At 60.9% G+C, this 6,133-nt stretch carries 6 protein-coding genes; all 6 read right to left on the reverse strand.

Translation table 11 applies throughout. The features are described from left to right. Window positions 1-87: 87 nt before the first annotated feature. Genes cmr6 through cmr1 form a run of 6 tightly spaced genes read right to left on the reverse strand, consistent with a single transcriptional unit; the run spans window position 88 to window position 6,113 of the window. Window positions 88-1,059 (reverse strand): type III-B CRISPR module RAMP protein Cmr6, encoded by a 972-nt coding sequence (gene cmr6 / locus Q0288_RS09690; protein ID WP_299429851.1) that lies wholly within the window; start codon window positions 1,057-1,059, stop codon window positions 88-90. Next, the gene (gene cmr5 / locus Q0288_RS09695) at window positions 1,049-1,438 is read right to left on the reverse strand and encodes a type III-B CRISPR module-associated protein Cmr5 (protein WP_299429853.1); all 390 of its coding nucleotides are present in this window, start codon (window positions 1,436-1,438) and stop codon (window positions 1,049-1,051) included. The genes cmr6 and cmr5 overlap by 11 nt, the downstream gene beginning before the upstream one ends. An 8-nt stretch (window positions 1,439-1,446) precedes the next feature. Then, window positions 1,447-2,322 (reverse strand): type III-B CRISPR module RAMP protein Cmr4, encoded by an 876-nt coding sequence (gene cmr4, locus Q0288_RS09700; RefSeq protein ID WP_299429855.1) that lies wholly within the window; start codon window positions 2,320-2,322, stop codon window positions 1,447-1,449. A 2-nt stretch (window positions 2,323-2,324) separates the two neighbouring features. Continuing rightward, window positions 2,325-3,452 carry a type III-B CRISPR module-associated protein Cmr3 gene (gene cmr3 / locus Q0288_RS09705; protein WP_299429857.1) on the reverse strand — a complete coding sequence of 376 codons (1,128 nt, stop codon included), beginning with the start codon at window positions 3,450-3,452 and terminating at the stop codon, window positions 2,325-2,327. Beyond that, on the reverse strand, window positions 3,445-4,899 hold the full coding sequence (gene cas10, locus Q0288_RS09710) for a type III-B CRISPR-associated protein Cas10/Cmr2 (protein WP_299429858.1): 1,455 nt from the start codon (window positions 4,897-4,899) through the stop codon (window positions 3,445-3,447). The genes cmr3 and cas10 overlap by 8 nt, the downstream gene beginning before the upstream one ends. Beyond that, window positions 4,896-6,113, reverse strand: a complete 1,218-nt coding sequence (gene cmr1 / locus Q0288_RS09715; protein ID WP_299429860.1) for a type III-B CRISPR module RAMP protein Cmr1 — start codon at window positions 6,111-6,113, stop codon at window positions 4,896-4,898. The genes cas10 and cmr1 overlap by 4 nt, the downstream gene beginning before the upstream one ends. Window positions 6,114-6,133: the final 20 nt, after the last annotated feature.

Consider the following 6,133-nt stretch of genomic DNA (forward strand, 5'->3'; position numbering starts at 1 on the left):
CCCAACAATACCTGACCCGTTCGTACTCGTATCTTTGCGTTGTCTGGCTGTACCGATCCAATCCGAGCGCGGAAACAATTCTTTCCATCACCCCTCCAGTAATCGGTCTATCTCGGCATGCTGTGGGTTTGTGGGTTTCCAGCTCTTCCAATCCACCAGTTGCTTCTTGATAGCCTCGAGCACTGGTTTGCGCACCGCAGGCAGTTTGTCGCCCAGCTCCCTGAGGAAGAAATTTAGTTCGCCGCGCTCGTTGCCGGGTTTGATGCCCTCAATACGTTTACGGTACGACGCCAGCAGTTCCTGGCCCTGCTCGGTCTCGCTCTTGGGCTTTGGTGGCAACTTTACCTCAAAGTATCCGTAACCGGCGTTGGTCTTGCCGCCCAGGCCCAGGTGAGTAAGAGCGAACTCGAGCATCTCGCCCGCTCGATAAAGCCACGGCGCGGCATTCTCCGAAGCACTCGAGATCGCCAGTACGAACTTCGTCCCCGGCTTTACGCTCAGGAAAGCCACCGGATTGGGGTCGTCGAAGTCGGTGGGCCAGTCTTTGTCCCCGGTGCTGTAGTAGTTGGGATGGTGTACGGTGATCACATCTTTCTGGAAGGGGATTTTGCAGTCAGGACTCAGCCAGCCGTCCCAGTAGACCAAGTGGCCCGCACTGCCCTGAGTCCTGCGCTCCTTATTCGGCTCCTCTCCAAACATCACGGCCTGTTGCTCCTCATTCAAACCGTATTTGCCTGCCGCCCGCCGCAACAGACCCTTAATCGCACTCCCCGGCAGGTAGGGTGTGCCGTAGGTATGGTGAATGGCCAATCCGTTTTCAATGGGGCTGCTGTTTCCCAAACCAATAGCCAGCGGGGTGGTGGTGGTGGCCTCGATGAACACCGCGCCTTTGAGCACCTCCCTCCACCGGTCGAAGGCAGTCTGGTAAGCCGAGCCGATGGGGGTTTTGGCGATGGCCTCGAGCAGTTTCTGCTTATCGGCGGGGTCGAACCCGCTAAGGCCCTTGTACAGCCCAAGCCCGGCATGAGTTGCCAGTAGCGCCCGTAGATTAGTCCGCATCGCGGCCCCCTGCCTCGACCTTCAACACGCTCCTGGCGAAGCGTTTGAAAAATACCCAAGAGTCAAGCACACGGCGGGTGTGATGCATGTAGGTAAGGGCGGGGGCAGTCTGCAAGCTGGGCAAGAGGTCGCCCTTAATCTCCAAGATCGCCCCGACATGCTCGAGTAGCTTTTGGTGAGCCTTGGCCCGATTGCCATCGCCACTGGCTTTATCGGCACTGAAGGCAACCGCCTGGCACAGCCCGCTCTGCATCACCATCACCGGAAAGTTGTGGCAAAGTCCACCGTAGATGTTCTTGGTCTCCTGGTCAGCACGCTCAAGGCCGCTCACCAAATCGAGGGCCAGCTTCATATCCCGCTGGCTACGGGTTGGCGGCATCGGCATGGCTACTCACCCCCCAGCCGCCGGAGCAGGCCCCGGCCCACGCTGCCCTTGCCCCCGATCTGGAGGTAGGGCTTCTGCATCACCTCATCAAAGTCGTTCGCTTTCGAGAGGGCGAAGCAAGAGAACACTGCCTCGGCGGGCACAGCCTCCTCGTACCAGAGGGCACCGCCAACTACGGTCTTGGTCTCGCTCTCGAGGCGCACCCGTGCGATCACCTCCATGCCGGTCTCGCAGAAATAGGTGAACACGTCGTTGCTGACCAGGGCGAAACGCTCGAGGAAATACGGTTCCTCCTGGCCGAAGATGGCCTGGCTTAGGGCGTTGGCCAGCCCGTCCGCAATGCCCAATATGTCGAGATCTATGTCTTCCAGAATCACCTTGTTTCCTGGCTTGATCTGGCTACTGCTGGTGACAAAAACCTGTACCCCGCCCGGCGCGTTTAGCCCTGGCAGTGTGACACCCGCATCAAGGGCTTGGGCGTCGCGCAGCCAGCGCTGCAACACCAGCGGGCAGGTGATGAGCGCGAAGGACCCCGCGTAGGAGCGCACCGGCAGCAACAGCAGCCGGGCGTCGGTGAGGGTCAGCTCGCCCGCCTGGCTGATGTCCTCGAACTGGTCATCCGTCTGCTTTCGCTTGCCAGCGAAGCCGAAGGTCTTGCGGGCCTTAAGGGCGGCCTCGAGTTCTTCGGGCTTGTACTCCTCGTCGTTTTTCAGGCCGCGCCCATCGCGTAAAACGCCCTTAATGCTGCTGGCCGGAATCACCGGGAACCCGGTGGACTTTTCCCGTGCGACCGGGAGGTCAATTACGCTGCTGCTGTCCTGCCCGGTTCCAGAGTGTACGGGCGTTAGAGCCTGCCAGAAAATCGCTTTTGCCTGCATGTTTACCACACTCCCCACAGGGCAAGACCGAAGCCGTCCTTGCGGTCTTGCTCGTTGTCGCTCACCGGACGCAGCCAGCTTTCTAACAGGTCGCTGGGATTGCCGCCTTCTATCTCAAAGAAGTACACACTTCCCGCCGGAACCATCCAGCGCACACTTTTGGGCCGATTTTCCCTCAGGTTCCATCCCGAAACCGGCTCACGCCGCCCAATGGCTGCCGAGACCAGCCTGAGCCTTACTTTCGAAAGCCCCCTGGGCAGGTGTTGCGCCCCCGAACCCGACCTGTCCACCCAACCGGGCTTCCAGCCGTGCTCGAAGATCGCGGGCGTTGCCAGCACCATGCGCACGCGCTTAGAACTGCCCACCGTCTCCTTGATTTCACTCGGGCAGTCGAACCAGTACTTGCCCAACTCGTCTCGTACCGTGACCCGCACAGGCCGGGACTCACCGCCCAGAAAACCCAGCGCCTCGGGCTCCGTCTCCAGCGAGACCCTGGCCCGGATCCGCCAGTCGTGGTACTGGCCATCCTCCAGGCTCTCCAGGGCTCGGTAGCCAACGCTGTACAACACCCCTTCGCTGGCCTTGCCACTGGCAGGGTCTATGCCCACATGAATCCGCTGTTCGCGAGGCAGACCAGCGATTTTCCTGGGAACCACGTCTCGGCCCAAAAGCCAGGCGGTCATGTCCTTTTGCGACCAGAAGGTGTAGCCAGTAGCCGCTTTTCGCTCGTCGTCCAGAACGAGTGGCCTCATGCCGTCCGGCAGATTGGTTCCTCCAGACGCCTGGTCGGCAGACCGCAGACGCCTGACCTCGACCTCTGTAGTCTTCCCACCCTTTTCTTCAAACACCACTGCGTCCCGCGGGGCGGGCAACACGAACTCGTCACCGCGCACCAGCAGCGGCGAACAGATCTGGAGGCCATGCAGGTTTTGCAGAGCCGGGTGGTCGTCGCGGAAGCGCACCCCCAGCTTCCGGCCAACTTGAGTCCGCACAAAGCCTGCCACGGTGCTGGGCAGGGGCAGCGGCAGGCTTTGCGCAGCGGTCTCGGTGCCCTCGGCCTGGGCGAAGGGTCGCCCGTCGCGCCACAGCAAGGGAGCAAAGGCTTGAATGTCTAGCACACGCTCAGGCATGGCCCACCTCCCGTTTTTCCTCGGCCCGGATGCCGCCTAGAAAGCGGGCAATGATGAGCTGGTTGGCGTAGGTGCACAGATCCTGGCGGGACTCGAAATGGGGCAGCTTGAGTTCCTTCCGTTCCTTACGGCCCAGGATGCGCTCGGCCTCGGCCTGGAGGTAGGCCGCGCCCATGTCGTCCTGCCACTCTCTGGCCAGCTCGAGCAACTCGTAGGCCAGGCCCTGGGTTAAGTCGCCCTTCTCAAACGATTTCGCAAGTTCAGGCCAGCGCAGACTGTCCCATTTCCGCACCACCGTGAGCGGGGCACCGCCACGGGTGTGCAGGGCCACCGCAAGGCTGTTGCGTCCGCCATTCTTGGCGGCCCTTTCGGCATCTCGAGCAGCCTCGAGCGAACCTGATAGTGGCTCGCGGTAATGCACAATCGCAACCCCTGCCGAGAGCGTTCCGCGCACCGTGTGGCGAAACTCCTCCGACAGTTCTCCGGCACATTTGATCGCGGTGTTGACGGGCAGCATCGCCAGCACGTCGTCGCCGCCGGAGTAGACCAGAAACCCGTGGGATTTGGCCACAATTTCTTTAGCTCTTCGGGCAAACTCGTCCAGCGTTGAGGACAGCTTTTGGTGTTCTTCGACCGATTTTTTTTGCGAGATCAGGTCGCCCATCCTGTCACCGTCGGCGATCAAAATGGCGTAGTAGGGCTGGGGTTCTTGTATGTGGTCGTCGTCCTCTCCGTAGCGGTCATTGGGTATCGCATGGGGGTCTTTGGCCCGTCTGGCCATGGTGCGGGTGTCCACCACCGGGTCGGAGTGCACCACTCCATAGATGCGCTTGAGCAGCGACACCGCGTCCAGATGCTCGCTGCCCTTGATGCGCAGGGCACCGTTCTTTAGCGGCACCGATCCATTGGGCCAGTTTTGAGGCCGGATCACGGCGGCCCTGCTGGGGTCGAGCGGCGACTTGGGGATGCCATCGTCGTCCTGCCGGGTGGGCGCAAAATCCCTCAAGGCTTTGCGGCCCGCCAGCAGACGGTCTACTTTTTTTCGGTCTTCGGGATAGTCGCCTAGCGCAATCCAGGCCGCGTAGAACTCTAGAAAGCTGTCTAGCTGTGCTGCAGCACGCCCATGGTCAACCAGCCCCCGTTGCGCTGCCGGTAGAGCCGCCAGGGCATCTTGCCACAGCGTCAGCAGCCTGGCTTTGGCAGCGGCTTGGGCGGATTGGGCAAGTTGGGCGGGATCGCCCGGAACCTGAGCCAGTATTTTGTTGGCCCCATCAGCGTCGGGGCCGGATGGGAAGATTAATACTCCCCCATTCGCGGCCAGGGACTGCGCTGTGGCCTTGCAGACCTCCTGCAAAATCTGCGACCCCGCATACAGGTCGGCGGTGCGGCGGGCGGCGGCAATGAAGTCCTGCACCGGGCCGATGGAGATGGCGAGGAGGTGTTTCACAGGCGTACCTCCTCGGTAAAGCCACACTTAGCGGCAGCTTTACCTACGGCATCCATCACGTCTTCGGCGTTCAGGGCCAACAGCACACGGTCACGCCTTACCGGCCTTAGTTCAACCTGTTGGCCGCCTATTTTTATAGCTTCAGGTTCAGGTGCCTTTAGCAAAAGAACCATCGGACGAACTGTGTTGTCGGCAAACGCCACCGGTTTGAGTATGACGGGCGAGGCCATTCGACTTCCGGGTTTTGCAGCAGCCTCGAGGGTTCCGGCGAAGGCATCGGAGTTACGGAACCTTTGGTAGACAATTGGCAAGCCCAGGAAAGGCTTTACTAGTTCTATTTCTGAGGCCCGCCCCTCCAGGTTCTGGAGTTTTCGATGGTCTTCCCAGGATCCCCCTTTCATGGGGTTGTAACTCGGGTTCGCGTCGGTAAAGTGCCCCTTGCGAAACCGCGTCCAAAACTTGCCGAGTTCGCGCCAGGCCACTTCGGCCTTGCTTCGATCTCGGGTTGCGTTCTGGGAGGGGCCGAAAAAGGCTCTTGCGCCCGCCAGGGTGGTGTGTGTGACATCTCTTGCAGCTTCTGGGGCCAACCATTGCCCAAGTTGGCCTGGGTTCGATGGGTGCCAGACCGTGCGGTCTGCCCCGTCAACCACCAAAGCCCCCAGCCCGCGTCGGGTACGAGCCCCGATGCCGCCAAACGTCAGCCAAGCGCGTATGGCTGTGCGGACTTCTTCGATTCGGTTTGGCTCGAGCTCTGCTACCGTAACCCTGAGCACGAAGGCGACTTCACTGTAGCCGCTGGCCTCGGGGAGGTTCTCGCCCCTGTTCTCGTTGAACGGATGCAGAAAGAACCGCTCCATCGGCCCGGTCTGAGCGGTTCCCCGATCCGGTACAATCTCGGATGGTCGAATGCTCGAGCCGACACTCCGACTTATAACCTCGAGGGCCACCTTTCCGTACTTCTTATCACTCCCCCAAATCGCCTCCTCCGCCTTGAACAACTCCTGTGGAGTGGCATACTGCCCCCCAACGGTAGCCCGCCACCAGAAGCGCAGATGACCGCGCACACTGGCAGCCCGTACCGGACTCTGCGCGTCCACCTCTCGAGGCGTCGCGCTGCCGCCAAACATGGGGGTGATGGTGCGCAGCGAGATGGTCCAGGTTTCGTTTGGGGGTTCGATCAGAGTCGGCGGCTCTTGTTTTATCACTCTTGACATGGTTATCCTCCAACCCAGTT

The sequence above is a fragment of the uncultured Meiothermus sp. genome (assembly GCF_937863175.1).
In the GTDB taxonomy this organism is placed as follows: Bacteria; Deinococcota; Deinococci; order Deinococcales; family Thermaceae; genus Meiothermus.